Raw genomic sequence first — 23,339 nt, forward strand, 5'->3', positions numbered from 1 at the left:
GGCGTCCATGGGTGGTCCGCGGTTCGAGCCGGTACGCGCCATACGCGCGTACGAGCGGGTCGTGGAGCAGGTGGAGGGGGCCATCGAGAGCGGCGCGCTGTGCCCGGGGCAGCGGCTCCCGAGCGAGCGCGAGCTCATGACGCAGTTCTCCGTCAGCCGGTCCACCGTGCGCGAGGCGCTGCGGGTGCTGCAGGCACGCGGCCTGGTGCAGTCGCGGCCCGGCGATCCGAACGGCGCCGAGGTGCTGCCGTTCTCCCCTGCCGTGCTGCACAAGTCGATGAGCACGCTGGCCCGCGTGGCAGAGCTGTCGCTGGGCGAGCTGGTGCAGTTTCGGATGGTGCTGGACGCGGCGGCGATCCTGCTGGCCGCGCGGCTGCGCACCGACGAGCAGCTCGCCGAGATGGCCGCGGCCGTGGACCGGATGAAGGGCGCGGTCGAGGCGGGCGGGGACGCCTTCGGCGCGGCCGATGTCGCGTTCCATGACGCGGTGGCGCGGGCGAGCGGGAACAAGCTGATCCAGATCTGCACCGACGTGGTCCGCTCGATCGTGGTCGACCTGATCGCCGACAAGATCGCCTCAGCGCCCGACCGGGAGGGGCTGATGCGCCGCAGCATCGGCCATCACGAGGAGGTCCTGGCGGCGGTGCGGGCCGGCGACGGCCCGCTGGCCGCCAGACGGTCGCGCGAGTCGATGTACGACTACTATGCCGACTACGTCAAGGCCGAGGAGCGGGCCGCGCTGAAGGCCCTCCTCGAGTGACGTGATTTGCCCCACAGAGTGTTATGTTGCCCGCGTGGATGGGGATGGGCTGGCAGAAGCCTTCCTGCGCGAGCCGCGCCGCTACACCAGCCACCAGGTCGCCGAGATGGCGGGGGTGCCGGTCTACCGCGCGCGCCGCTTCTGGCGTGCCCTGGGGTTCGCGAACGTGGCCGACGACGCGGTCGAGTTCACCGACTCCGACGTCGAGGCCCTCAAGACGCTGCTCGGCATGGTCAGCTCCGGCATCTACGACGAGGAGCACGTGCTGCTCATGGCCCGCTCGCTCGGCGGTGCCACGGCCCGCCTCGCCGAGTCGCAGGCCGAGCTGGGCGTGGAGGCGCTCGACCAGGCGGGCGTGCCGCTGGCGGAGCGGCCCCGCGCCTGGCGCAGGCGGGCCGAGCGGGTGGTGCCCGGCCTGGAGCGGCTGCTGGTCTACGCCTGGCGGCGCCAGCTAGCCGCCGCCGCCGGCCGCATCGCCGAGCAGGACATGAGCTCGGTACGGCTGGCCGTCGGGTTCGCCGACCTGGTCGCGTTCACCCGGTTGAGCAGGCAGATCACGGCCGCCGAGCTGGCCCGGCTGATCGACAGGTTCGAGGGGCGCTCGGCCGACATCGTGACCTCCACCGGCGGGCGGGTGGTCAAGACGCTGGGCGACTCGGTGCTGTTCGTGGCCGACAAGGCGCACGTGGCGGCGGAGATCGCGCTGCGCCTGGTGGAGACGCACGCGCGCGGCAAGGACATGCCCGATCTTCGCGTGGGGCTGGCCTCCGGGCCGGTGATCTGGCGCATGGGCGACGTGTTCGGCACCACGGTCAACCTGGCGAGCCGGCTCACCGCGCTGTCGCTGCCCGGCACGATCCTGGCCGATCCGGAGATGGCCGAGGAGCTGGAGGGCGACCGGGCGTTCCGGCTGCGGCCCGTCAACCGGCTGACGGTACGGGGGCTGGGCGAGCTGGCGCCGTTCACCGTCATGCGGGCCGAGGCGACCTGAGGCGCCCGCGTTTTCCTTCCAGGTTCGGTCGTCACAACCCGAGGATGGACATCCTCGCCCTATCTCCTTGGACTCAATCATCTAGACGCGAACGAACCAATTCGCCGATCTTGTGGGTTGACATACGCACACGCGAGGCCAGTATCGCCACGGTGCGCACGTGCGCGGACTGCGGGGCGAAGTGTCAGCAGGGCCCGACCGTCCGTGGCCAGCGGCCGTTCTGTTCCGCCTGAGATCGGTCCCCAGGCATCACCATATGAGTGCTATTAGCCTCACGATTATGTGTATCGTGCCCGAAAATATCGCGAACACAAGGAACATGGTCCATCCATCTGATCTTCTCCTGCCCCCCGTTGTGGCGAGCAGGACTACGAAGAACACGAGCCAAACGACACTCCAGAAGAGCGGAGAACCCCAGAACGAAGAGGACTCCTGTGACTCGGCCTGTGGTGAACTGGCGCCCTTTTGGTTCCCAAGTGCTGCGGGCGCATCAGCGGAGGGTTCGGACGGAATGGATGTTTGAGTTGCCTGGGCCGTGCCGGCAGGAGACGCGGAGGCCGCTGCCCCTGGGGTGGGAGTAGCGCCAGCATGCGGAGTCGCATTTCCGCCAGAGGCGACTTCCCGGTCGTGCTGGTAAGCGGCCATGGTGACGATCAAAGCTGCGATGCTCACGAACAAGGCAATGATGGTGGAAACGTGGGCAAGGACCGTTAACCGAGACCGCTTGGCCCCATCCGCCATGTCGCCTCGCTACCGTATGCGCCCGAAACCCCATGACCCGTATGAGAAAGAGACAGTATATGGCCCAGCATGAGACGTAGGGAAGAAAGAGTGCCCTGGCGATATCGAGCGTCGGCACAGATCTGCGGGGTGGGTATCTATTGGAACATCCGGACGAAGAATACCGGTAGCGAACGTTCCGTTCCGGCTTTGCTTCATGATCCCTAGACCTATCTTCTGACTGAGCGAGCAATTGCCTCGATCAATGATCATGAGCAATCCGGGTACTGTTCGGAGCGGATGTCGGTCGGGTTGTGGCCGTTCGGCGACCCAGCGGGATACCCCATCCCGCTGCAGCGCGGACGAGGGTCGATCGGCTTGCGCCGCATTCCACCGACAGCTCTGCGATGCTTCTTCGTCGGCCAAGACACTCACGCTCGAACCAGTCGCGAGAGGCACCCAGAAACGATCCACGGCGGCGGAGAGTAGCTGATCGCTGTCGTGGTACCGTCGCCGTGGAAGCCTGTAAGTGCTTGCCCCGGACGAGATGTGCGCCGTACCCGGCCTGCTAAGACGACGCACTCGCAGGAGGCGTCATGGATGCAGGCATACCCTTGATCGATTTCACTGGGGTGACTCCACAGCCTTGTGCGCTGGATGTCCGGTGGATTCACGGCTCACCGTCGGCCAAGCACAACACCGATCCGGACATCCAGGTCCACGCGTACGACGAGCACACGTTCATCTTGCGGCAGAACATGGCGATCAACTACGAGGCGCCGTTCTTGTTCCTGCTGTTCGGGAACGCACGGGCGGTGTTGATCGACACCGGCGCCACGGCATCCGCCGAGTTCTTCCCCTTGCGCCGGGTGGTCGACGAGCTCGTCGCCGGCTGGCTCGCCCGCCACCCCCGGGAGGACTACCACCTGCTGGTGCTGCACACTCACCCGCATGGCGACCACATCGCAGGCGACGATCAGTTCACCGACCGCCCCGATACCACGGTGGTCGGCGCGGACCTGGTCACCGCCTGGGAGTACTTCGGGTTCAGCAAGAATCCCGACGCCGTGGCGCAGGTCGACCTGGGAGGCCGTGTGCTGGAGTGCCTGGCCACCCCGGGCCACCACGAGGCGGCGGTGACGTTCTACGACCGGTGGACCGGGTTCCTGCTCACTGGTGACACGGTCTATCCGGGCCGTCTCTACATCCAGGACTGGTCGGCCTTCGCCCAGACCGTCGACCGCCTGATCGACTTCTCCGACCGCCGACCGGTCACCCACGTGCTCGGCTGCCACATCGAGATGACCAGGCAGCCAGGCGTGGACTACCCGGTCCGCACCACCTACCAGCCCGACGAGCCCCCACTGCAGATGACCACCGGGCACCTGCACGAGATCCGTGCGGCGATCAAGGAGATCGGCGACCGGCCCAGCCGGCGTGCCTGCCCCCTCTTCATCCTCTGGCCAAACCCATGAGCCCCGGGCCTCCGTCGTGTTCGGCTCGGCCTTCGTCGACATCCGCGATCCGCGCGGGCCAGACGGCCCCCTACGGGTACGAGCTCAACCTCACTGTCCTGACCCCGACCGGCAGAGCACTCGGCGTGTGCGCCCACGGCTTCATCGGCGCCGCACACACGCTGCCGCGGGCTGCGCCGTCTGGACGGAGGGCCCGTTCCCGATGGCGATGAGCCAGTTCTCGGTTCCCAAGGGCAAGCGGGTCACGATCAACGGGAAGGCGGGCTTCAGGGGCGATTCCACCAGCCGGCCGGTCCGCTGGTCGGTCGGTGGGAGCGTACGCGAAGTAGCGCCCGGGAACGCCCGCGCACGGCGCGGTGTGCCGGGTTAGGATCATCGATCATGATCCGGCGCACGTGAGGGGTGTCCCCTTTGTCCACTCGTCAGCATGCCATCGGTGACCTGCTGCGCCGCTCGGCCGCCCGCCATCCCGGCAAGACCGCCATCGTGTACGGAGACCTGCGGCAGAGCTACGCCGACCTCGACCGCACGGTGAACCGGGTGGCCAACGCGCTGGCCGCGCGCGGTGTCGGCAAGGGTGACCGGTTCGCCGTCTTCAGTCACAACAACCACGCGTTCGTGGTGGCGTACTTCGCGCTGGCCCGGCTGGGGGCGATCTCCGTGCCGATCAACTTCATGCTGAAGGCCGGCGAGGTCGCGTACATCCTGGAGCACTCGGGCGCGACCGGGATTCTGGTGGAGGAGGCCCTGGTCCCAGTGGCCGGGGCGGCGGTCACGGACGAGGTCGCCGTCCGCGGCGTGATCGGGGCGGCGGACGGATGGGAGCCCTTCGACGAGTGGGCCGCCTGCGACGACCCCTCCGAGCCGCGCGTGGAGATCGGCGACGACGACCCGATCCAGCTCATGTACACCAGCGGCACCGAGTCCCGCCCCAAGGGGGCCACGCTCTCCAGCCGGAGCCTGATCGCCCAGTACGTCACCTGCGTGGTGGACGGCCAGATGAGCCACGACGACGTCGAGGTGCACGCGCTGCCCCTCTATCACTGCGCCCAGCTGCACTGCTTTCTCACGCCCGGCATCTATCTGGGCGCCTCCAACATCGTCCTGCCCGGCGCCGACCCCGGCACGATCCTGGCCACGATCGAGGCGGAGCGCGCCACCAAGTTCTTCTGCCCGCCCACGGTCTGGATCGGGCTGCTGCGCCACCCCGACTTCGACCGGCGCGACCTGTCGTCGCTGCGCAAGGGCTACTACGGCGCCTCGATCATGCCCGTCGAGGTGCTGAAGGAGATCGCCGCGCGGCTGCCGGGCGTGCGCCTGTTCAACTTCTACGGCCAGACCGAGATGGCCCCGGTAGCCACCATCCTCGGCCCGGACGAGCAGCTCACCAGGCTCGGCTCGGCCGGGAGGCCCGCGCTCAACGTCGAGACCAGGATCGTCGACGACCAGGACCGGCCGGTGGCGCCCGGCGTGGTCGGCGAGATCGTGCACCGCAGCCCGCACGCCATGCTCGGCTACTGGAACGACCCCGACAAGACCGCCGAGGCGTTCCGCGGCGGCTGGTTCCACAGCGGCGACCTGGGCGTCATGGACGCCGACGGCTACCTGTCGGTGGTGGACAGGAAGAAGGACATGATCAAGTCGGGCGGCGAGAACGTGGCCGGCCGGGAGGTCGAAGAGGCGATCTACCAGCATCCGGCGGTGGCCGAGGCGGCCGTGTTCGGCGTGCCGGACGAGAGGTGGATCGAGGCGGTGACGGCCGCCGTGGTGCTGCGCGACGGCGTCGCCCTGACCGCCGAGGAGCTGATCTCCTTCCTGCGGGAGCGGCTGGCGTCGTTCAAGACGCCCAAGCGGGTGGTGTTCGTGGACTCTCTGCCGAAGAACGCCTCCGGCAAGGTGCTCAAGCGGGAGCTGCGCGACGCGTTCTGACGCGCGTGTGCGGTGATCGCGCGTCGTCCCTGCCGTTAGCGGGCATCCCCTTCCGGCAACGACTTCACCTCAAACCCCGGGGACGTCCCCCGCCCCGACCCGAGAGAGGCCGCTGACCGCATGCCGAGCTTTCCAGAGATCATGCACCGTACGTTCTTCCGGACGCTGTCCCTGCTCTCCCCCAAGGGGCAGGCGACGATCCTGCGCCGCTACTTCGACTGGTGGCACCGTACCCCCGACCCGTGGAAGCTCGCGACCGACAGCTACGAGCAGCAGAAATACCTGTCCACGCTGCAGCACCTGCCGCCCCGGCCGTACCGGCGGATCATCGAGGTCGGGTGCGCCGAGGGCGTGTTCACCCACACGCTCGCGGCGGCGTACCCCGACGCCGAGATCACCGGGCTCGACGTCTCCGAGCGCGCGCTGGCGCGGGCGCGCGAGCGGGTGAAGGGCAACGAGCGGGTGCGCTTCATCCAGGCCGACATCGTCACCCACCGCCCTGAGCAGCGCTTCGACCTCGTGTTCTGCTCGGAAACCCTCTACTACCTGGGCCGCCACGAACGGCTGCGCCGGGCCTCGGCGCGGCTCGGCGACCTGCTGGATCCGGGCGGCGTGCTGGTGGCGGTCCATCCGTGGCCGGAGGCCACCCGGCTGCACCGGTTCCTGGACGCGCACGCGTCGCTGTCCCGTCTCGGCGAGCAGGTCTACACGGCCAGTCCGCGGCCCTTCGCCGTCACGATCTACGGTGCGAAACCTACCTAAGGCCCCACTCCCGGAGTGAGAACGGCAGGCCGCCCCGGATGTCCGCGATGGCCGCCGCCGCGTATTCGATCATGTCGGGGGGCAGGTCGTCCATGGGCCACCAGGCGAGCTCCGAGCACTTGTGGGGTTCGGTGTTGCGCGGTTCGCCGGTCCACTTCCCGGCGGTGAAGAAGAGGCCGAGCCGTTCGGGGGCGTGGTGCATGACGTGCGCGAGCGTCAGGTCGGCCGCGCTGATCGCGACCCCGAGCTCTTCGGCCGCCTCCCTGATGGCGGCGCCGGTCGCCGCCTCGCCCGCCTCCAGATGGCCGGCGGGCAGGTGCCAGAGACCGTCGCCGTAACCGGTGCCCGCCCGCCGGCCGAGGAGGACGGCGCCGTCACGCACGAGCAGGACGTGCACGGCGACGATGGCGCGGAAGCGGTCCCGCCGGGGCGGGCTCGGGACGGCAGGGTGAGCGCGTCGCACCTGGCCTGCGGGAGCAGCGGCCGTGGGAGCGGCGGCCGGGTCCGGGACCAATGCCGGGTCCGGGACGGATGCCGGGTCCGGGCGGCGGTCGAGGGCCTGGGCCCATTTGACGGCCACGGCGGCCACTTGGATCAGCTCGGCCCGCAACCGGTCGCGATCGGTCTCGGCGAACGCCTCCAGCACCTCCTCGGCCAGGATGTGCCGCCAGGTCAGCGCTCCGCTCCGAGCCACCGTGTCCGTCTCGTGCCTGGCCAGATCCGAGTCGGCCGCCGTACCGTCGCCGCCGGTGCCGTCAGGCAGCACCTGCATGCCCCACCTCGCGTCCTGGGCCGCCCGCTCGGCCGCCACGTCCGCCAGCACCTTCGCCAGCGAGCCCGGCAGGCCCGCGTCGCCGTCGGGTGTCATGATCCCCCTAGTCCCGTTCTTCGCGTGATCGGCAAGAGACGTCGTGGGCCCAGTGTGGCGTAGCGCTCAGGGAGCGGCGGGGCGGAAGCCGGGGCCGAGGTCGGTGATTCCCGAGCACACGTGGTCCAGGAACGCCCGCACCACCGGAGTCAGCCGCTCCCCCGCCGTCCAGCTCACCCCGATCGTCCGGAACACCGGCGGCGACAGCGGGATCTCCACGACACCCGAGCCGGAGCCAGGTCCGGGTTCGGAGCGGGGCAGGATCGCCACGCCCAGCCCCGCCGCCACCAGCCCGCGCACGGTCTCCGACTCCTGCCCTTCGAACGCGATCCGCGGCTCGAACGCCGCCGCCGCGCACAGGTCGTCGGTGATCTGGCGCAGGCCGTACCCGTGCTCCAGCGTCACGAGTTCCTCCCCCGCCAGCTCGCGCGCCCGCACCCGCGCGCGGGTCGCGAACCGGTGGGACAGCGGCACGGACAGCACCAGCTCCTGGTCGGCGAGCGGCCGGCTGGCCAGCTCCGGATCGTCCAGCGGCATGGGCGCGGCGAACACCAGGTCGATCTCTCCCTCGTGCAACGCCCGCAGCATGTCCTGCCGCGACCCCTGCGCCAGGCTGAATCGGACGCCGGGGTTGCGCTCGCGGAAGCCGCGGATGAGCGACGGGACGAGCGTGCGGCCGAGCAGGTGCAGGAAGCCGAGGACGACGCGGCCGGTGCCCGGGTCGATCTCCTCCCGCACCGCGCGGGCGGCGCCGGACACGGTGCTCAGCGCGCGGGCGGAGGCGGCGGCCAGGGTGCGTCCCGCCCTGGTCAGGCGGATGCCGCGGCCGGACGGCAGCACGAGCGGGGCGCCGACCAGATCGGACAGGGCGGCGAGGCGGCGGCTGGCCGTCGGCTGGGGCACGCCGAGCAGTTCGGCCGCGCGCGTCACGTGGCCGGTCTCGCCGACGGCCGCCAGCAGGGCCAGGGCGGGAGCGAGCCGGGCGGCCAGCTGTTCATCGGATTCATCCATCACGGTATGAATTATCGCTGATTTGAGTATTAGACGTATTTATTAGCCTTGCTTAGCTTTGACGGCATGGTGGTCATCGAAGCCCCGGCCGGAACCGGCACCCGGCGGGTCAGCGCGGCCGTCGCAGCGGCCGGTCTGTCGTCGTTCGCGTTGTTGTACGCCCCGCAGGCCGTGCTGCCGCAGCTGGCCGCCTCCTTCCGGCTGGATCCCGGCACCGCGTCGCTGGCGATCGGCGTGGCCACGACCGCGCTCGCGGTGGCGGTGCTGCCGGTGGCGGCGCTGGCCGAGGTCGTGGGACGGCGGCGGGTGATCGTCTGGTCGGTGGTGGTGTCCGCGATGATCGGGCTGCTGCTGCCGCTGGCGTCGTCCTTTCCGCTGCTGCTGGTCATGCGCGCGATCCAGGGGGTGGCGGTCGCGGGGTTCGCGGGGGTGGCGGCGGCGTACCTGGCCGATGAGCTCGGCACGAGCCGGCTGGCCGCCGCGGTGGGCGCGATGATCGCGGGTAACTCGGTCGGCGGGATGCTCGGGCGGCTCGGCACCGGGTTCGCCGCCGGTCCGTTCGGCTGGCACGGCGCACTGCTCCTCATCGGCGGCGTGGCGCTCGCCTGCGCGCTGTTCGCGGCCCGCACCCTTCCCGGTATGCCCGTGCGCGGTCCCCGCGGGGATGCGGCAGCGCGCCCCCGGGCCGCACGCACGGTCCTGGACGGTTCGGCAGGTGATCAGAGGCCGCAAACCGATCTGACCCGGCTCGGGCGCCGCGGCCCAACGGCGCGGACGCGACGAACGCGGCTCGGCGTTGGCGTGCTCGCGCCATGCGCGGCCGCGGCGCTGGCCATGGGGGCGTTCGTGGCGCTCTACAACGCCGCGGGGTTCCGCCTGGCCGCGCCGCCCCTCGGCCTGACCCCCGCGGCCGCCTCCCTGGTCTTCCTCTGCTACGCCATGGGCACCGCCTCCTCGGCCGCCGTCGGCCGCCTGACGGCCCGCCTGGGGCGCACGGCCGCCCTGGTCACGGCCCTGATCGTCACGGTGGCGGGCGCCGCGCTCACCCTCGACCCCTCGCTGCCCGCCATCGCGCTCGGCTTCGCCGTGCTGACCGCGGGCTTCTTCGCGACCCACGCGATCGCCAGCGCCTGGGTGACCGCACAGGCGCCACCCGAGGCCCGCGGCCGGGCCGCGGGCCTGTACACCCTCTGCTACTACCTCGGCAGCGGAGCGGGCGGCACGCTGGGCAGCGTCGTGTACGGCCACGCCGGCTGGACCTGGCTGATCGCCCTGGCGTCGGCCTGGCTGCTGCTGGCGGCGCTCGCCGTCCTGCTGGCCCGCGGCCCGGCCGGCCGGGGATTCACCGCCGCACCACCCCGGTCACGGTCGTGCCCTCGCCGGGGATCCCCCTGACCGTGAGGCTGCCGCCGATCTCGGCGAAAGCCGCCCGCATCCCGGCGATGCCCCGCCCTGCCTCCCCACCGGCGAAACCTCTGCCGTTGTCGCTGACCGTCATGCGCAGGCCGCTCCTGCCGGCGGTCACGGCAATCGACGCGGTGCCGGCGCCGCTGTGGAGCTCGACGTTCGCCAGGGCCTCGCGCAGCACGGCCAGCACTCCCCGCGCGATGGGCGACGGCACGTCAGCGGCGGGTAGCGCCCATATTTCGACGGCGATGCCGGTACGCTCCGACCACCGCGCCAGGTAGCTCTCCAGCTCCTCCGCCAGCGTCTTGGCCGCCTCAATCCTCCTGGTGCCGGTCATCGGTGACACCTCTTTCCCTCGATGCGTCTCCCCGCTCGGACGGGACTGAGGCAAGCATGCGGTCGGCGCTGTTGAGGAAATGTTGAGCCCGTGTTGAGGCGCGAAAGAGTGAACTCTCCTGCCACAGCTCGTAGGCCTGACGCTGGACGTAGACCGCGCTCCCCCACTCGGTCAGCAGCTGCCGGAGCGCGATGTCGAGCGCTGCTCAAGGCGGACAAACTCTTCACTGTGGGAATCATGTGATGACAAGTATCGCCGTCTTCACCGACATATGAGCCGGTTCCGCTCATCGACCGCAGCAGCGAGCGCCCCCGCTGTCCCGCATGAGCACATGGACGGGATCTATACCTCTAAAGTGGACAGCCGTGGACGAGCTGAAATCTTGATCGTCTACTCGTCGGCTCATCCTTTCTGTGACCGCCTCCAGGCGCTTGAGGGCTTCACGAAAGAGCTCCGGGTCGCGATCCAGGTCGGCGGGGATCATGACGGGAGGCATGCGAATTGCCATCACTTTCCGTACTCATGACGTAACAACGAGCGCCATGCCGTCTCCCCGACATGACGCCCTCATCAGGATGTTCACCGCCCGCCCCCAGCTCGCCGTGGAGATCCTGCGCGACCTCATGGGCGTGGAACTGCCCGACACCCCGCTGATCCAACTGGAGAAGGGCACCTTCAACACCCGCCCCTCCGACGACATCGAGGCGACCTGGTCTTCAGCCTGGGGCCACCGCAAACGCCCGCGCACGGCGTCATCGTTGAGATCCAGCAGGACAAATCCAAGGAGCCCCGGCAGCTCGCCCGCTACGCCGCCGCGCTGTGGCTGCTGGTGAGCTGCGATGTGACGGTCCTGGTCATCTGCCCCGACCGCAAGGTGGCGGCCCACTATGCGCAGCCGATCGACTCCGGGCTGACCGGCTACCGGCTACAGGCCCGGGTGCTGGGACCGGACGGCATCCCGGCCATCACCGACCCCCAGGAGGCCGCTGACCACCTGGGGCTCGCGGCCATGTCGGTCATGGTCCACGGCCGCGACCGCAAGATCATCGAGGCATTCGCCGCAGCGCTGAACGAAACCCGCGACGAACACGCTCCGAAGTATCATGAATACGCCTACAGCATGTCCTCGCCCGAGATCCGGCGCCTCATGGAGGAGATCATGACGTCCACAGACTGGCCGGTCTACAGTCCCTTCGCCCGCGAACACTTCAGCCGCGGCAAAGCAGAAGGCCAGGCGGAAGGCAAGGCGGAAGAAGCTGCCAGATCGGTGCTGCTCGTTCTGGCCGCCCGCGGCTTCAACCTCCCCGACGCCACCCGCGCCCGGATCACCACCTGCACGGACCTCGCTCAACTCGAAACCTGGCTCACCCGCGCCGCCATCGCCCAGACCCTCCAGGAGCTGTTCGACGAGCCGGGCTGACCTCGGTGTGATCGCGGTGGGCAGCGCCGAAGGCGAGCTGGTGACTGCCCGAGATGCCTGATACTGGGTGCCCACGTGGCAGGCGGCCGAAGCCGGGCCCACGCAGATTTTCGAGACGGCCGCAGCCGACGGCTACCTGCGCTTCGCCCAGACCGAGCCCGGGCTGTTCCGCGCGGCGTTCTCCGTCCCCGGCACCATGGCCGAAGCCAAGGTCGGCACCTCCGCAGGAACCGGCGGGCTGACGCCCTGCCAACTGCTCGGCGCGGCCTTGGACGATCTCGTCGCATGCGGCCGCATGCCCACTGATCGACGCCCAGGTATGGAGTTCCTCGTGCGGTCGGCCGTGCACGGTCTGGCCGTACCCCTCATCGACGGCCCCTTGCGCGGTCTGCAGACCGCCCAGACCGACGAGGCCACCCGACTCCTGATCGACATGATCGAAAGAGGCCTGTGATGATGATTCCACCTGGCCTATCGTGACTGCGTGCGGCACCCGCCATTCCCTACCGCCGCGTCCTCGCGGCTGCCCCGGGGCGATGAGTTCCGGCCGGGTCGCGGGTCTGCTCTGGTGACAGTCGTAGGACGTACGACGCTGCCCGGCACGAGACACCACGGAGGACACAATGACGACCACGCCGAGTGACCCGACCACCGCGCTGCCCGGCCGCCCGCCCATCGTCGACCTGGACACCTGGCAGGCCGCGCGTGACGAGCTTCTCGTCCGCGAGAAGGCCCACACCCGCGAGGGCGACGCCCTCGCCGCGGCCCGCCGCCGGCTGCCGATGGTGGAGCTCGACGGGACGGTCGAGGTCGTCGGACCCGACGGCCCGGTCCCGTTCCTGGACCTGTTCCAGGGTCGCGACGAGCTCGTGGTCTACAAGCACATGTGGTACGACGGCGCGCCGCACCAGGGGCAGTGCGAGGGCTGCACCAACATGGCCTGGCACCTGAAGGACGCCGTCTACCTCAACGCCCGCGGCGTCTCGTTCGCCATCCTGACCACGGGCCGATGGGACGAGGTGGCCTCCTACGTCGAGTTCATGGGCTACACCCAGCCCTGGTACTCGGTGCGCGACGTGGACGCGCCGGTCGGCGGCAGCATGGCTTGCATCACCTGCTTCCTGCGCGACGGCGACCGGGTGTTCCTCACCTACTCCACGACGGGTCGTGGCAACGAGCCGGCCAACGGGTCCTTCAGCCTGCTCGACATGACGCCCTACGGCCGCGGCGAGGCGTGGGAGGACAAGCCCGAGGGCTGGCCCGAGGGGAGCCACCCGTGCTGGTACTGGCGCTCGGACGCGGACGGGACCGCCACCTGGGGCCCGACCAGCCGCCCCGTGCCACAGTGGACCCGCCCCGGAGCGACCTCCGTGGAGACCCTCGGCCGGCACGGCGACCACCACTGACGCGCCTTCGTCGACGGCGTCGGCAAAGGTTGGGGTGCCGGGCGGAACCTCCGGACGATGCGAAGGTCCGCCCGCGCGCTCGGTCGGTGGGCGGTGGCGGCCAGGCGTCCCCTTCAGCCCGCCAGCCGGGTGACGGTCACCGTGATCTCCTGGCGGCTCCCCGGCGGCCCCTGGTAGATGCCCTTGAGCGGCGGCACGTCCGAATAGTCCCGGCCGCGGGCCACGACCACGTGCGCCTCGCCCACGTACGTCCGGTTCGTGGGGTCGAGCGGCAGCCACTCCCCCGCCCAATACTCCACCCACGCGTGGCTCTGCCCGGCGACGGCCTCGCCGATCTCGGCGTCCGGCCGCGGGTGCAGGTAGCCGGAGACGTAGCGGGCCGGCAGCCCGGCAGCCCGCAGCAGCCCCGCCGTCACGTGCGCCATGTCCTGGCAGACGCCCTGCCCCAGATCCCATGCCTCCTGCCCGGAGGTCTGCACGCCGGTCGAGCCCGGCATGTACACCACCCGCGCGGACACCAGCTCGCAGATGGCCGCGGCCGTCTCGTGGGGGTCGCGGCCGACCGCCTGAGCCCTGGCCAGGTCCTCCAGGCCGGCGTCCACGGCGGTCATCGGGGTACGGCTGAGCAGCTCGCCCAGCGACGGATCCGGATCCATGAGGGTCAGCCGGGGCTTGCGCGGCCCGGACGTCTCCACCTTGCTGACCGCCTCGACGGTCAGCGACGTGTGGCGCTCGCTCACGTCGAACGCCGACACCGTGGTCCCCCAGTAGTCCTCGTAGGTGTAGACCGGCACGGCGGGGGTCACCGTGACGCGGTGGGTCAGCACGTTGTGCGCGGGCGTCATCCGCAGTTCGTTGTAGGAGGAGTGCGCCTCGCCGTCGTACTCCACGTGCGTCATGTGGGAGACCTTCACGCGCCAACCCATGCCATCGCCTCTCTGCGCTGGAAGAACCGCTTGGTGATCGCCTCACCGGCGGCCGCGGACGCCTCCTGGAGGGTGCCGAGCAGCTCGGGTACCCGGTCGTTCAGCTTGTCCAGGTCGGTGTACTCGAGCCCGGTGCGCACCCGCCCGATGGCGGCCAGCGCCGAGTCGGCCACGCCGGCCCTGGTCGTGTCGGGGGTCAGCGCCCGCAGGCACTTCTCCGCGGTCAGCAGCGAGTAGACCACCGAACGCGGGAAGAGCCGGTCGAGCAGCAGGAACTCCAGCACCTCGCCGTCCCTGGCGCCGTGCGTCCTGGTGAACGACTCGTCGGCGCCGCTGGCCTGCAGCAGCAGCCGCCAGTCGCTGGTCAGGTGCACCGCCAGCAGCCGGGTGGTCATGTCCACGCGTTCCAGGCTGCGGCCGAGCACGATGAAGCGCCAGCAGTCGTCCCTGCTCATGGTGGCGTCGGCGAGGCCGAAGAAGAGCGCGGCCCGCTCCCGGACGAACGCCAGGTACGCGTGCGGCGTCATCGACTCCAGCTTGGACAGGTGGTGCCAGGTGACGTTGAGGCACTCCCACACCTCGCTGGACAGCACCTCGCGCACGCCGCGCGCGCTGTCCCTGGCCGACCTGACGGAGGCGGCGATGGAGGCGGGCTCGTCCAGGTCGTAAGCCAGGCGCCGGAGCACGGCCGGGGCACTGACGGTGGCGGCCGGGCTCAAACCGAGCACGTCGTAGATGGAGCGGCCGGTGTCGGGCTCGTCGAGCATGCGGTGCACGGACACGTCGAGGAGCCGGGCGGTGTCGTCGGCGCGCTCGACGTAGCGGCCGATCCAGTAAAGCGTCTCGGCGATGCGGCTGAGCAGCGGGCGTGTCATGGCGTCTCCTCCCAGGTGATCATTGCTCGCCTTCCCAGGCCGCGTTCCGGCTCGGGCTCCACTGCGCGGCCGCGGGGGCCGCGACGGCGGCCGGGGCGACGGGGCCGGGGACCGGCGGGCCGGGCTCGCCGAGCACCCAGGTGTCCTTGGAGCCGCCGCCCCTGCTGGAGTTGACCACCAGCTCACCTTCCGGCAGCGCGACGCGGGTCAGCCCGCCGGGCAGCAGCCACACGTCGGAGCCGTCGTTGACGGCGAACGGCCGCAGGTCGATGTGGCGCGGCACCGGCCGGTCGCCGATCAGAGTGGGCGAGGTGGACAGCAGCACCGGCCGCTGGGCGATCCACCCGCGCGGATCGTCCCGTACGGCCTGCCGCACCGCCGCCAGCTGCGTGGGCGTGGCGACGGGGCCGATGACGATGCCCTTGCCGCCCGCGCCGTCCACCGGTTTGAGCACCAGCTCGGCCGCCGTGTCCAGCACCCGCTCGCGCACGCCGGGGTCGTCGAGCCGGTAGGTCTCCACGTTGGGCAGCAGCGGCGTCTCACCCAGGTAGTAGGCGATCAAGTCGGGCACGTACGTGTAGACGAGCTTGTCGTCGGCGACCCCGTTGCCCAGGCCGTTGGCGATCGTGACGTTGCCGGCGCGGGCGGCGTTCACCACGCCGGGGCAGCCGAGCACGGAGTCGCCGCGGAAGTGCAGCGGGTCGAGATAGTCGTCGTCGACGCGGCGGTAGACGACGTGGACGGGGCGGCGGCCGTACGTGGTGACCATGTGGAGGCGGTTGTTCTCGCAGATCAGGTCGCGGCCCTCGACCAGTTCCACGCCCATGAGGCGGGCCAGCAGCGCGTGCTCGAAATAGGCGGCGTTGTAGACGCCGGGCGTGAGCAGGACCACGGTGGGGTCGGCGACGCCCGCGGGCGCGGCCCCGCGCAGGGCGGCCAGGAGCCTGGCGGGATACTCCTCGACCGGGCGCACGAACTGCTCGGAGAACAGCGAGGGCAGCGTGCGCGTCATCGCCAGCCGGTTCTCCAGCACGTAGCTGACCCCGCTGGGGGTGCGGACGTTGTCCTCCAGCACGTGCAGGACGCCCTTCTCGTCGCGGATCAGGTCCGTGCCGCCGACGTGCACGCGCACGCCGTTGGGCGGGCGCCAGCCGTGGGCGACCCGATGGTAGTGGGGGCTGGAGTGCAGGAGCCGCCAGGGGACGACGCCGTCGTGGAAGACCTGGCGCCTGCCGTACACGTCGTCGAGGAAGGCCTCCAGGGCGCGGATCCGCTGCCGCACGCCGCGCGTCACGAGGTCCCATTCGGCGGCGTCGATGACCCGCGGGATCAGGTCGAGCGGGAAGGGCCGCTCGACGCCCGCGTAGTCGAACGTGACCCCGCGATCGGTGAACATCCTGGCGAGCTGGTCGGCCCTGTTGCGCAGCTCGTGCGCCCCGAGGGGCTGGAGTGCGGCGAACAGCGTCTGGTACTGGGGCCGGGGCACACCCGGCCGCTCGAACATCTCATCCCACGCTCCGGCCATGACATATGTATCAAAGATGTCCGCCATGACCGGAATTTAGGAAATGTATGTTTCGTCCGATCGCTGCGCATGTTACATGGCGTCACGTCGCGACAGATCGTTCGAGTGAGTCGATCAGCCACAGGTGGTTCGTGCCGAGATTGGCCGCCCCGCCGCTGACCTCGGTCACCAGCCGCCAGTAGCGGCGCATCCACGGCTGGCGGTCGGCCGCCGCGTCGGCCAGCAGCCGGCGCCGGAACTCCAGGGTGTCGCCGCTGCCGCGCACCGAGGCGTGCGCCGCCACGAAACGGTCCAGCTCCGGCCCTGGACGAGGCGCCCGGCCCGCCAGGACCCTGGGCTCGGCCAGCGCGCACGCCTCGCCGACCCCGGACATCAGCTCCTCCTCGTCGGAGATCAGCTCCACGTTGACCCGCGCCCGCTCCAGCAGGCGGCGCGTCAGCGACCGGTCGCCGGCCAGGGCGACCAACTCTGCGTACGCCACCACCTGCGCCGGAGTCGGGTCGAGGGGCGGCTCGGGCACGGCCAAGGTCACGAACCCGGTGAACATCGCCTCCGAGATCGGGGCCAGCATCGCGCGCCGCCAGAAGTCGATCACCACGTCGCGGGCGGCGACCCCGTCCTCCACGGCGGCCAGCAGCTCCAGCCGGGCGGCACGGTCGGCCGGGCCGGCCTCCTCGATCGCCCGCAGCGAGGCCCGCCGCCAGGCCAGGCCAGCGAGCCGGACGTCCAGCGCGGCCCGCTCGGCGGCGACGACCTCGGCCACGGAGCGCTCACCCGCCAGCACCAGCCTGACGGACGCCAGCCCGAGCCCGAGCGCGCGCAGCCGCCTGACCAGCGCGAGCCGCTCCACCGCCGACCCGTCGAACCTGCGGTGCCCGCCGGTGCTGCGCACCGACTCAACGATCCCCTCGTCGCAGTAGAACCGGATCGTCCGGACCGGCACGCCGGTCAGCCTGGCCAGGTCGCCGATCCCGAGCGTCTCCTCGCGCAAAGGCACTTGAACCTCCACTGGACTGGAGTTCCTACGGTATCGGCGTAACCGAGGAAGGAGTGATCGTCATGCTCGACACCGCACGACTCATGAAGGGGCTGCGGGAGCAGACCGGAGGGTTCGCCCGCGCGGTCACCGGCGGGGACCCGGACGCCCGGGTGCCGACCTGTCCGGAATGGCCGCTGCGTACCCTGGTCGGGCACATCGGCCAGGCCCACCGGTATGCGGCCGACGTCGTCCGCAAGGGCGAGCCCCCGTCCGTCCCCGACCCCTGGCAGGCCGATCCCGGCACTCCGGGCGAGTGGGCGGGGTGGCTGCACGAGGGCGCCGAGGACCTGATCGGCGCGATCCAGGAGACCGGCGCCGGCACCGAACTGTGGACGTTCCTGGGCCCGCGGCCCGCGTCGTTCTGGCTGCGCCGGATGCTGGCCGACACGTGCGTCCACCACTACGACGCCGCGATCACGACGGGCGCCGCGTTCGAGATCGCCGGCGATCTCGCCGCCGACGTGATCACCGAAGGCCTGGAGATGCTGGTCGCGCCGGGCGCGGAGACGCTCAAGCCGGAGCTGGCCGAGCTGCGCGGCCAGGGCGAGCGGATCGGGATCCGGCCCGGCTCGACGGACGGCTGGGTGCTCATCAGGACGCCCGGGGGGATCCGGTGGGAGCGCGGGCCGGTCGAGGCCGACGTGGTGGTGTCGGGGGCGGTGGCGGACCTCATGCTGGTGTGCGCCCGCCGCCTCCCCCTCGACGACGACCGGGTGGAGATCACGGGGGACCGCGCACTGCTGGAGCACTGGCTGGCTCGCATGGTGTTCTGAGCGGATCTCCGCTCTACGCCCAGCTGATCCGCTCTTCCAGCAGCGCCTGCTGGGCCGGGTTGGCGGTCAGCGCCAGGGCGCGCTCGTCCGCCCGCCCGGCCTCCTGCCTGCGGCCCAGGTCGCGCAGCAGCTCGGCGCGGGTGGCGTGGAAGACCGGATAGCGGTCGAGGCGTCGCCGAGGTCCTTCAGCCCGGCCGCCTCGGGCTCGCCCGGCATGAGCCCGGCCAGCAGCGAGGCCAGCCACTCGGCGTCGTCGACGAGGTCGCGCGCCTCGGCGCGCTTGGCGCGGGTGATGCGCTGGGCCACCGTGCTCTCCTGTGTCAGGAACGCCGCCGCGATCTGCGCGGTCGTCAGCCCGCACACCACGCGCAGGGTGAGTGCGATCTGCGCCTGGCGGGGCAGCGCCGGATGGCAGCAGGTGAAGATCAGCCGCAGCCGGTCGTCCCGCTCGGCGGCGGAGAAGTCGCCGAGCAGCGACACCAGCGAGGCCGCCAGCCGGCCCGCGTGCTCGCGCACCACCTGGGCCAGCTCGGCGTGCGTGAGTTGCCACTGGGGACCTTGCCCGCGGGGTCGGCGAACCACTGCTCCACCTGCCGGACGACCCGCGCCCGCTCCTCGTCGGTCACGGCCGCCGGCTCCTTGGCGTATTCCTCGGTGTCCACGAACATCAGCACGTACTTCACGTTGCCCATCTCCTTTTCCTCTTTATGGGGAGGCGAACGGCGCCGTGCGCCATTCGACAACGTGCTCAAAGTTTCGACACCTCGTCCCCCCCTCACAGGGGAGGCGGTTGCCGGGTAGATTCAACAGCGGAAGAATTACCGTCCAGAGGAGCGACATGCTGACTGTGATCGGTGCGGGCTTACCGCGTACCGGGACCAGCTCGATGAAGGCCGCACTGGAACGGCTCGGATTCGGGCCGTGCCATCACATGTTCACCATCATGACCGATCCGAACCTCGTCGACAGGTGGCTGCCCGTGGCCGGCGAGGGCCCGGTGGACTGGGAGGAGGTGTTCGAGGGGTTCCGGTCCGCCGTGGACTGGCCGGCCTCGCACTTCTGGCGCGAGCAGGCGGAGGCGTACCCCGACGCCAAGGTCGTCCTGACGGTACGCGACCCGCGCTCCTGGTACGTGAGCATGCAGGCGCTCGTCGCCAACGGCCCGAGGGGAGAGATGCCGGAGAACATACCCGAGGCGGCGGCCGCGGTGCTCCAGCGGATGCAAAGGCTCGGCCCGGTGCTCGAACACATCACGCGCTCCTTCTTCGGCCGGACCTTCGAGGAGGGCCTGCCGGATGAGGACAAGGCCGTGGCGGCGTTCGAGCGACACGTGGCCACGGTCAAGGACGGCCTCCCGCCGGAGCGGCTGCTGGTGTTCGACGTCCGGGAAGGGTGGGAGCCGTTGTGCCGGTTCCTGGACGTACCGGTACCGGACGGGGAGCCGTTCCCGCATCTCAACGACGCGAAGTCGATGCAGCAGATGCTGGGCAAGCTGATGACCACCGGCACCATGGACTCGCCCTTCCCCGATCAGCCTTCCAAGTAGCGCAGGATCGCCAGCGCACGGCGGCTGTAGCCGGGGTCGCGGGGCAGGTCGAGCTTGTCCATGATGGCGTTGACGTGCTTCTCGACCGTGCTGAGCGACACGTGGAGCCGCTCGGCGATGGCCGCGTTCACCAGGCCCTGGGCGAGGTGCCGCAGCACCTCGCCCTCACGCGGGCTGAGCCTGCTCAGCGGGTCGGCGCGGGTGGTGCGGGCCAGGAGCTGGCGCACCACCTCCGGGTCCAGCGCCGTGCCGCCCGCGGCCACGCGTTCGAGCGAGTCGAGGAACTCGGCCACCTCGGACACCCGGTCCTTCAGCAGGTAGCCGAGCCCGTCGGTGGACCCGGCCAGCAGCCTGGCCGCGTAGTGCTGCTCGACGTACTGCGACAGGACCAGCACGCCGACCTCCGGGCGGCGTTCGCGCAGCTCCAGCGCCGCCCGCAGCCCTTCGTCCTTGTGCGTGGGCGGCATGCGTACATCGATCACGGCCACGTCGCACGGGTGCCGCTCGACGGCGTCGAGCAGCCCGGGCGCGTCTCCGACGGCGGCCGTGACCTCGTGCCCCGCCTCGTCGAGCAGCCGGGTCAGCCCCTCGCGCAGGAGGACGGAGTCGTCGGCGAGGATCACTCGCACGGCGGTGCCTTCGGCAGCGTGGCGGCGATCCTGGTGGGGCCGCCGGGCGGGCTGTCCACGATGAACTCCCCGTCCAGCGCCAGCACCCTCCGGGCCAGCCCGGACAGGCCGCCGCCCGACGGGTCGGCGCCGCCCTTGCCGTCGTCTGAGATCGCCACGCTCACCGTCCGCTCGTCCTCGCTCAGCACGACCAGGATGTCATGGGCGCCGGCGTGTTTGACCGCGTTGGTGATGGCCTCGCGGGCCGCGAAGTAGAGTGCGGTCTCGATTTCGGAGACGGGCCGCTCGGCCAGCGCGTAATGCACGGTCACCGGCACGCCGGCGCGCTCGGCGACCCCGGTGAGCGCAGCGTGCAGCCCCAGCTCGTCCAGGGCTGTCGGGTAGATGCGCCAGGCCACGCTACGCAGCTCGTCGAGGAGTTGCCGGGACTCGCCGTAGGCCTGGGCGACGAGCTCGGCGGTGCGGGCGTGGTCGCGGCTGTGGCGGGCGCGGCCGAGCAGCATGGCCAGGGCCACGCCGCGCTGCTGTACGCCGTCGTGCAGGTCGCGTTCGATCCTGCGGCGCTCGTCGTCCACGGCTTTGACGATGCCGGAGCGGGTCGCGGTCAGCTCGGCGATGCGCCTGCGCAGCCGTTCGTCGTGGTCCGGGCCGAGGAAGTGGGCGGCGAGCCGCCGTTCGAGGGAACCGACGGCCAGGACGAGCAGGGCGCTCAGCGCCAGCAGCACGGCGCTGCTGGTCAGGCCGAGCACGCCGCTGCTGGTGACCAGCTTCACGCCGGGCAGGTCGAGGGGGACCGCCTCGGCCTCGCCCCAGGCCAGGTCCCACAAGCCGCCGAACAGCAGCAGCCCACTGAGGAACAGACCGGCGGCGCAGGCGTACCCGCCGAGGACGCCCAGCGCGGCGCGGGCGGCGATGAACGCGTAGCCGCCGCTCTCGCCGGTGGTGCCGTGGCCGAGCCACCGGGCGAGCCTGGCCCGCTCCAGGGTCGTGAGGACGGCGAGCCCGCGGGCCGCGGCGGGCCGCGTGGCGGGCAGCAGGGACGCGGGCCCCGCCACGCACAGGAACGCCAGCTCGACGGCGCCGAGCGCCATGCCCAGAAGCACCCCGGCCAGCACGCGGACGACCCGGTGACCGTGCTCCGACATGGACGCGAGGCCGGGCCCGGTCGCCGGGCCCGCCGGGTTGGCTGACACGGGCCGAGTCTAGGCGTCGCGGCGGCGCAGCACCGTGTGCCCCGCGGCCACCGCGATCGCCGTCCAGGCCAGCAGCCACGCCAGCCCCTCCATCGCGGGGTAAGGGATCGGCCCGCCCGTCATGTTGTCGGTGCTGCCCATGAAGGCCAGTCCGGCGAACAGCGGCATCCGCAGCGACGCGTCCACCGCCACCTGGCCACCGGTCATGAGCAGCATCAGCGGCAAGCCCATGAGCAGCATGAACACCACGGTCAGCGTGCCGGCGGCGCTGCGCATGGCGGCGCCCACGCCCAACGTCATGACCGCCACGAGCGCGAAGAACACCCCCACGGCGAGCAGGTCCCCCACGACCTCGCCGACCGGGAGCACGACCAGCCCGCCGAACACGTCGAGTGACAGCAGCAGGTAGACGGCCGCCGTCGCCGCGGCGCCCGACAGCACCCCCGCCACGGCCATCACCGGCGCCACCACCAGCGCCTTCGCCGCCAGCACGACACCGCGCACGGGCACGGCCTGCAGCGTGACGCGGATGCCGCCGGTGGCGTACTCGGCGGTGATCGCCAGCATCGCCAGCGCCACCAGTGCGAACTGGGCGAACGACGTCGCCGACACCACCGGTTCACTCGCCACGACGGGCGCGGCCGCACCGCCCTCCCGCACTGCGGCGCCGGTCGCGCCGCTTTCACGCAGGGCGTCCGTGGCCGCCGCGCCGCCCAGCATGACGGCGCTCAGCACCATGAGCACCAGCGCGCCGGCCAGGCACCACCACGTGGACCGTACCGACCACAGCTTGCCCCATTCGGCTCCCACCGCCTGCCACAACGTGCTCATGCCCCCGCCCTCCGCGCGCCGTACTCCATGCTCTGCTCCGTCAGCTCCTGGTACGCCTGCTCCAGCGACGCCTCCCTGGTACGCAGCTCGTGCAGCCTGATCCCCGCCTCGTGCGCCAGGTCGCCCACCCGTTCGACGGGCGCGCCGGTGGCGACGAGCTCGTTCTCGGCGGGCCGCGCCACGTCGATCCCGGCGGCGCGCAGCGTGGCCGCCAGCTCCCTGGCGTGCGGCGTGCGCACGACCACGGCCGTCAGCGAGCTGCCCGCGATGACCTCCGCCAGCGGGGCGTCCCTGATGAGCCGCCCCTTGCCGATCACCACCAGATGGTCGGCGGTCTGCTGCATCTCGCTCATCAGATGGCTGGAGACGAACACCGTGCGGCCCTCGCCGGCCAGCTCCCGCATGAGCCCTCGTATCCATCGCACGCCGTCGGGGTCGAGGCCGTTGACGGGCTCGTCGAACATCAGCACCTCGGGTTCGCCCAGCAGCGCCGCCGCGATCCCGAGCCGCTGGCTCATGCCGAGCGACAGCGTCCCGGCCCGCTTGCGCGCCGCCCCTGCCATCCCGACGGTCTCCAGCACCTCGGCCACGCGCCGCCGCGGGATGCCGTTGCCGGTGGCCAGCGCGGCCAGGTGCGCGTACCCGCTGCGTCCCGGATGCAGCGCCCGCGCGTCGAGCAGCGCGCCGACCGTGCGGAGCGGGTTCTTGAGCTTGTGGTACGGCATTCCGCCGATCAGCGCCGTGCCCGAGGTGGGCCGGTCGAGGCCCAGCACCAGCCGCATCGTCGTCGACTTGCCGGCGCCGTTCGGTCCCAGGAAGCCGGTCACCGCGCCGGGCCGCACCTCCAGCGACAGGTCGTCGACGGCCGTCCGGCCGCCGTAGCGCTTGGTCAAACCCTTGAGACTGATCACGCCGC

At 71.2% G+C, this 23,339-nt stretch carries 25 protein-coding genes and 1 riboswitch; of the genes, 12 read left to right on the forward strand and 13 right to left on the reverse strand.

All coding sequences use genetic code 11. The features are described from left to right. The first annotated feature begins 7 nt into the window (after positions 1-7). From ACTMTI_RS28435 to ACTMTI_RS28455, 5 genes are all read left to right on the forward strand, one after another. Complete coding sequence (locus ACTMTI_RS28435) at positions 8-760, forward strand: FadR/GntR family transcriptional regulator (RefSeq protein WP_441123603.1); 753 nt, start codon at positions 8-10, stop codon at positions 758-760. A gap of 34 nt (positions 761-794) precedes the next feature. After that, the gene (locus ACTMTI_RS28440; RefSeq protein ID WP_441123604.1) at positions 795-1,751 is read left to right on the forward strand and encodes an adenylate/guanylate cyclase domain-containing protein; all 957 of its coding nucleotides are present in this window, start codon (positions 795-797) and stop codon (positions 1,749-1,751) included. A 1,235-nt stretch (positions 1,752-2,986) separates the two neighbouring features. Then, positions 2,987-3,054, forward strand: a riboswitch (guanidine-III (ykkC-III) riboswitch). Positions 3,055-3,067: 13 nt separating this feature from the next. Beyond that, on the forward strand, positions 3,068-3,946 hold the full coding sequence (locus tag ACTMTI_RS28445; RefSeq protein ID WP_441123605.1) for an MBL fold metallo-hydrolase: 879 nt from the start codon (positions 3,068-3,070) through the stop codon (positions 3,944-3,946). A 402-nt stretch (positions 3,947-4,348) separates the two neighbouring features. Beyond that, the gene (locus ACTMTI_RS28450; RefSeq protein ID WP_441123606.1) at positions 4,349-5,875 is read left to right on the forward strand and encodes an acyl-CoA synthetase; all 1,527 of its coding nucleotides are present in this window, start codon (positions 4,349-4,351) and stop codon (positions 5,873-5,875) included. A 120-nt stretch (positions 5,876-5,995) separates the two neighbouring features. Further along, entirely contained in the window at positions 5,996-6,637 is a 642-nt protein-coding gene (locus tag ACTMTI_RS28455; RefSeq protein ID WP_441123607.1) for a class I SAM-dependent methyltransferase, read from the forward strand. Here ACTMTI_RS28455 and ACTMTI_RS28460 read toward each other — a convergent pair. After that, a complete protein-coding gene (locus ACTMTI_RS28460) occupies positions 6,630-7,505 on the reverse strand; it encodes an NUDIX hydrolase (protein ID WP_441123608.1) in 876 nt (291 codons plus the stop codon). The genes ACTMTI_RS28455 and ACTMTI_RS28460 overlap by 8 nt on opposite strands. Positions 7,506-7,571: 66 nt before the next feature. Then, complete coding sequence (locus tag ACTMTI_RS28465; protein ID WP_441123752.1) at positions 7,572-8,516, reverse strand: LysR family transcriptional regulator; 945 nt, start codon at positions 8,514-8,516, stop codon at positions 7,572-7,574. Between the two features lie 66 nt (positions 8,517-8,582). On the opposite strand from ACTMTI_RS28465, the gene ACTMTI_RS28470 reads away from it, so the two are divergent. After that, on the forward strand, positions 8,583-9,911 hold the full coding sequence (locus ACTMTI_RS28470; protein WP_441123609.1) for an MFS transporter: 1,329 nt from the start codon (positions 8,583-8,585) through the stop codon (positions 9,909-9,911). On the opposite strand, the gene ACTMTI_RS28475 is transcribed toward ACTMTI_RS28470, so the two are convergent. Beyond that, a complete protein-coding gene (locus tag ACTMTI_RS28475; protein ID WP_441123610.1) occupies positions 9,859-10,260 on the reverse strand; it encodes a sensor histidine kinase in 402 nt (133 codons plus the stop codon). The two genes, ACTMTI_RS28470 and ACTMTI_RS28475, sit on opposite strands and share 53 nt — an antisense overlap. A 542-nt stretch (positions 10,261-10,802) precedes the next feature. Between ACTMTI_RS28475 and ACTMTI_RS28480 the strand changes: the two genes are divergently transcribed. From ACTMTI_RS28480 to ACTMTI_RS28495, 4 genes are all read left to right on the forward strand, one after another. Beyond that, positions 10,803-11,093 (forward strand): hypothetical protein, encoded by a 291-nt coding sequence (locus ACTMTI_RS28480; RefSeq protein ID WP_441123611.1) that lies wholly within the window; start codon positions 10,803-10,805, stop codon positions 11,091-11,093. 8 nt (positions 11,094-11,101) lie between these two features. After that, positions 11,102-11,680, forward strand: coding sequence for a hypothetical protein (locus ACTMTI_RS28485; protein ID WP_441123612.1), 579 nt, complete (start codon positions 11,102-11,104; stop codon positions 11,678-11,680). Positions 11,681-11,747: 67 nt separating this feature from the next. Beyond that, positions 11,748-12,134, forward strand: coding sequence for a TetR-like C-terminal domain-containing protein (locus tag ACTMTI_RS28490; RefSeq protein ID WP_441123613.1), 387 nt, complete (start codon positions 11,748-11,750; stop codon positions 12,132-12,134). 169 nt (positions 12,135-12,303) lie between these two features. After that, positions 12,304-13,086: a DUF899 domain-containing protein gene (locus ACTMTI_RS28495; RefSeq protein ID WP_441123614.1), complete on the forward strand. Its 783-nt coding sequence runs from the start codon at positions 12,304-12,306 to the stop codon at positions 13,084-13,086. Between the two features lie 113 nt (positions 13,087-13,199). Here ACTMTI_RS28495 and ACTMTI_RS28500 read toward each other — a convergent pair whose 3' ends face one another. The 4 genes from ACTMTI_RS28500 to ACTMTI_RS28515 are packed head-to-tail and all read right to left on the reverse strand — an operon-like array spanning position 13,200 to position 17,409. Beyond that, positions 13,200-13,985, reverse strand: a complete 786-nt coding sequence (locus ACTMTI_RS28500) for a transglutaminase family protein (RefSeq protein WP_441123615.1) — start codon at positions 13,983-13,985, stop codon at positions 13,200-13,202. A gap of 11 nt (positions 13,986-13,996) precedes the next feature. Then, positions 13,997-14,887, reverse strand: a complete 891-nt coding sequence (locus ACTMTI_RS28505; RefSeq protein WP_441123616.1) for an alpha-E domain-containing protein — start codon at positions 14,885-14,887, stop codon at positions 13,997-13,999. Positions 14,888-14,906: 19 nt separating this feature from the next. Next, positions 14,907-16,439: a circularly permuted type 2 ATP-grasp protein gene (locus tag ACTMTI_RS28510; RefSeq protein WP_441123617.1), complete on the reverse strand. Its 1,533-nt coding sequence runs from the start codon at positions 16,437-16,439 to the stop codon at positions 14,907-14,909. Positions 16,440-16,494: 55 nt separating this feature from the next. Continuing rightward, positions 16,495-17,409, reverse strand: coding sequence for a MerR family transcriptional regulator (locus tag ACTMTI_RS28515; protein WP_441123618.1), 915 nt, complete (start codon positions 17,407-17,409; stop codon positions 16,495-16,497). A 62-nt stretch (positions 17,410-17,471) separates the two neighbouring features. Between ACTMTI_RS28515 and ACTMTI_RS28520 the strand changes: the two genes are divergently transcribed. Further along, the gene (locus ACTMTI_RS28520; protein ID WP_441123619.1) at positions 17,472-18,224 is read left to right on the forward strand and encodes a maleylpyruvate isomerase family mycothiol-dependent enzyme; all 753 of its coding nucleotides are present in this window, start codon (positions 17,472-17,474) and stop codon (positions 18,222-18,224) included. Positions 18,225-18,290: 66 nt separating this feature from the next. Here the strand turns inward: ACTMTI_RS28520 and ACTMTI_RS28525 are convergent, their stop codons facing one another. Both ACTMTI_RS28525 and ACTMTI_RS28530 read right to left on the reverse strand, forming a co-directional pair. Beyond that, entirely contained in the window at positions 18,291-18,743 is a 453-nt protein-coding gene (locus tag ACTMTI_RS28525; RefSeq protein ID WP_441123620.1) for a sigma factor-like helix-turn-helix DNA-binding protein, read from the reverse strand. After that, positions 18,650-18,916 (reverse strand): hypothetical protein, encoded by a 267-nt coding sequence (locus tag ACTMTI_RS28530; RefSeq protein ID WP_441123621.1) that lies wholly within the window; start codon positions 18,914-18,916, stop codon positions 18,650-18,652. The genes ACTMTI_RS28525 and ACTMTI_RS28530 overlap by 94 nt, the downstream gene beginning before the upstream one ends. 146 nt (positions 18,917-19,062) lie before the next feature. Here ACTMTI_RS28530 and ACTMTI_RS28535 point away from each other — a divergent pair, with 146 nt between their 5' ends. After that, positions 19,063-19,770 (forward strand): sulfotransferase family protein, encoded by a 708-nt coding sequence (locus ACTMTI_RS28535; RefSeq protein WP_441123622.1) that lies wholly within the window; start codon positions 19,063-19,065, stop codon positions 19,768-19,770. Here the strand turns inward: ACTMTI_RS28535 and ACTMTI_RS28540 are convergent. From ACTMTI_RS28540 to ACTMTI_RS28555, 4 genes are read right to left on the reverse strand one after another with little or no spacing between them, the layout of a single operon-like run. Next, a complete protein-coding gene (locus ACTMTI_RS28540) occupies positions 19,755-20,399 on the reverse strand; it encodes a response regulator (protein WP_441123623.1) in 645 nt (214 codons plus the stop codon). The two genes, ACTMTI_RS28535 and ACTMTI_RS28540, sit on opposite strands and share 16 nt — an antisense overlap. Beyond that, complete coding sequence (locus ACTMTI_RS28545; protein ID WP_441123624.1) at positions 20,390-21,592, reverse strand: sensor histidine kinase; 1,203 nt, start codon at positions 21,590-21,592, stop codon at positions 20,390-20,392. Before ACTMTI_RS28545 ends, ACTMTI_RS28540 begins: the two co-directional genes overlap by 10 nt. Positions 21,593-21,601: 9 nt before the next feature. Then, complete coding sequence (locus ACTMTI_RS28550) at positions 21,602-22,423, reverse strand: ABC transporter permease (protein WP_441123625.1); 822 nt, start codon at positions 22,421-22,423, stop codon at positions 21,602-21,604. Continuing rightward, positions 22,420-23,334 (reverse strand): ABC transporter ATP-binding protein, encoded by a 915-nt coding sequence (locus ACTMTI_RS28555; RefSeq protein WP_441123626.1) that lies wholly within the window; start codon positions 23,332-23,334, stop codon positions 22,420-22,422. Before ACTMTI_RS28555 ends, ACTMTI_RS28550 begins: the two co-directional genes overlap by 4 nt. Positions 23,335-23,339 lie beyond the last annotated feature (5 nt).

Origin of the sequence: Nonomuraea sp. H19 (assembly GCF_052068215.1) — a bacterium.
Taxonomy (GTDB): domain Bacteria; phylum Actinomycetota; class Actinomycetes; order Streptosporangiales; family Streptosporangiaceae; genus Nonomuraea.